2 protein-coding genes and 1 pseudogene are annotated in these 2,571 nt (G+C 62.9%); 1 reads left to right on the top strand and 2 read right to left on the bottom strand.

What is annotated here, in order from left to right; all coding sequences use genetic code 11:
- A partial coding sequence (locus J5M58_RS25665) for a GAF domain-containing protein (protein ID WP_207880106.1) occupies nt 1-648 on the bottom strand: 648 nt, incomplete at its 3' end.
- 203 nt (nt 649-851) lie between these two features.
- Between J5M58_RS25665 and glsB the strand changes: the two genes are divergently transcribed.
- The gene (glsB, locus tag J5M58_RS25660) at nt 852-1,760 is read left to right on the top strand and encodes a glutaminase B (RefSeq protein ID WP_046614057.1); all 909 of its coding nucleotides are present in this window, start codon (nt 852-854) and stop codon (nt 1,758-1,760) included.
- Between the two features lie 48 nt (nt 1,761-1,808).
- Here glsB and J5M58_RS25655 read toward each other — a convergent pair.
- Nucleotides 1,809-2,447 (bottom strand): annotated as a pseudogene (locus J5M58_RS25655) (FadR/GntR family transcriptional regulator); the annotation flags it as partial.
- Nucleotides 2,448-2,571: the final 124 nt, after the last annotated feature.

Here is a 2,571-nt window from a genome sequence, read left to right as displayed (position 1 = left end):
CACCGCACCCAGTTGTAAACCGTTCACCTCCGCCAACCGCCGTTCATGCTCTTCAAACGCCGACAACGCGCCGCGGTTCCACAGTTGCGTCAAAGGGTCGAGCAGGGCTTTGCGTTGCTCGCGATCCATTTCAAGGCGTAAGTCGCGGTTTACCTGCGCCAGGGTGCGCAGCTGCAAATATCCCTCGGCGAGCGTGGCCAGGTCGCGGAAGTTCGCTTGCTGAGCCTCGCTGAGCACGCGAGGGCGCGGGTCGAACATGCACAGCGTACCGATGGCTTTGCCGTTACCTGCACGCAAGGGGTGGCCGGCGTAAAAGCGGATGAAGGGCGGGTTTAGCACCAGCGGGTTATCGACGAATCGCCCGTCGCACTTGGCATCGGGCACCATCAGGGTACCCTCGCCGAGAATGGCGTAGCCGCAGAAGGAAACACTGCGCGTCGTTTCGCTTGCCTCCAGCCCTATGCGGGCCTTGAACCACTGTCGGTCCTGGTCGATCAGGCTGATAAGCACGGTATCCACGTGGGCCAGGTCCTGGGTCAGCCGCACCAGGGTATCGAGGTAATGCTCGGCTGGCGTGTCGACCAGGTTCATGTCATCGAGCGTGCGCTGGCGCAGCGCTTCGTCAGCGGGTAAGGGGCAAGCTGGCATCGTTGGTCCTCTATTCCTTGGTTGGCGGCTTCTGCACCTGGCGGGGGCACGTTCGCTGTGTCGTCGAAACAAGCACAGCATAGGATATGGCGTGGTACACGGTCGGCCGGTCATTTCTTGCCAAGAGTGTGATTTCTTTCGCTCGATCTTCGTCAAGAATGCTACCCCTTAGCCGTCGTCTGGGGACTGATACAGGGCCTTCCATGCAAACGCTGTTGAACGAGATTCTCGAAGAAGTACGTCCCTTGATCGGCAAGGGCAAAGTGGCTGACTACATTCCTGCGCTGGCCGATGTGCCGGCGAACCAGCTGGGCATCGCGGTCTATGGCAACGATGGCAGCTATTACTGCGCAGGCGATGCCCTGGTGCCGTTCTCGGTGCAGAGTATTTCCAAGGTGTTCAGCCTGGTGCAGGCAATCGGCCACTCGGGGGAAGCCATTTGGGAGCGGCTTGGCCATGAGCCTTCCGGCCAGCCGTTCAACTCGCTGGTGCAGCTGGAGTTCGAGCGGGGGCGGCCGCGTAATCCGTTTATCAATGCGGGTGCGTTGGTGATTTGCGATATCAACCAGTCGCGCTTTGCTGCCCCCACGTTGTCGATGCGCGATTTCGTGCGGCGGCTTTCGGGCAACCCCCACATCGCGATCGATGCCCGTGTTGCGGATTCGGAGTATCAATTCCGCGCGCGTAACGCGGCCATGGCTTACCTGATGCAGTCGTTCGGCAACTTCCATAACGAGGTGGAGACGGTGCTGCGCAGCTACTTCAGCTATTGCGCGCTGCAAATGAACTGCCTGGACCTGGCTCGGGCGTTCTGTTTCCTGGCCAATGATGGGTTCTGCAAGCACAGCGGTGAGCAGATTCTGACCCGGCGCCAGACCCAGCAGGTGAACTCGATCATGGCCACCAGTGGGCTGTATGACGAGGCAGGGAATTTCGCCTACCGGGTGGGGTTGCCAGGCAAGAGTGGTGTGGGGGGCGGGATTGTGGCCATCGTGCCGGGGCAGTTCACGGTGTGCGTGTGGTCGCCGGAGTTGAATGCGGCAGGTAACTCCCTGGCGGGGATGGCGGCGCTTGAGCTGCTGAGTTCGCGGATTGGGTGGTCGGTGTTCTGATCGGCGGGCTCACGCGGCGCAGTGGCTGAGGTGGGCCCGGATGGCTCCTCAGCTTGTCGGGTCCTGGCCCAGCACCTTGGCCAGGGCAACCCGGGCATCTTCCAGCTGTACCAGTGAGGCATGCCGCGCGCCCAGTGCGTCACCGTTCTGGATGGCGGTCAGAATCGCCTTGTGCCGGGGCAGGGCGAGTTCGTCGAAATTCGCCCGCTGGTTGGAGTAGCGCACCGACTCGCGCAGTGCCATCGACAGCATGTTGCACAGGTAGGCCAGCAGGTCGTTGTGGGTGGCGTCGGCGATGCGGGCGTGGAAGTCCAGGTCCGGCTGCAGGCGTTCTTCATGGCTGCGTGCGGCTTCCATGCGCTGGTAGGCCTCGGTGATCGAATCGACATCCTCGGCGCTGGCGTTGGTGGCGGCCAGCGCGGCGGCAGCGGGCTCGATGACCCAGCGTACGCTGCTCAGCATGTTGAAGAATTCCTGCTGTGGTGTGGCCTGCATCAGCCAGTGCAGTACATCCGGGTCGAGCATGTGCCAGTCATGACGGGGCCGGACCAGGGTGCCTACCCGCGGGCGGGCCTCGATCAGGCCCTTGGCGGTAAGGGCGCGCATCGCCTCGCGGAACACCGGCCGGCTGATCGCGTAGGCTTCGCACAGGCTGGCCTCGGAAGGCAGCTTCTGCCCGGGTGCGAGTGGCCGCGAACACTGGCAAAGCCGGTGCCATCCACCGCGTCGCCTGCTTCGCGGGTAAACCCGCTCCCACAGGTACTATGCGGGCTTCGGGTTCATGCTATACCTGTGGGAGCGGCCGTGGCCG

Source organism: Pseudomonas sp. 32_A, assembly GCF_017490905.1.
GTDB lineage: Bacteria > Pseudomonadota > Gammaproteobacteria > Pseudomonadales > Pseudomonadaceae > Aquipseudomonas > Aquipseudomonas inefficax.
Note: the sequence above shows the minus strand (reverse complement) of the source record. Positions and strands in the feature narration are given on the sequence as shown.

Excerpts from the sequence above, each read along its gene's own strand:
- glsB (WP_046614057.1), top strand. The coding sequence starts at position 852 with ATGCAAACGCTGTTGAACGAGATTCTCGAAGAAGTACGTCCCTTGATC.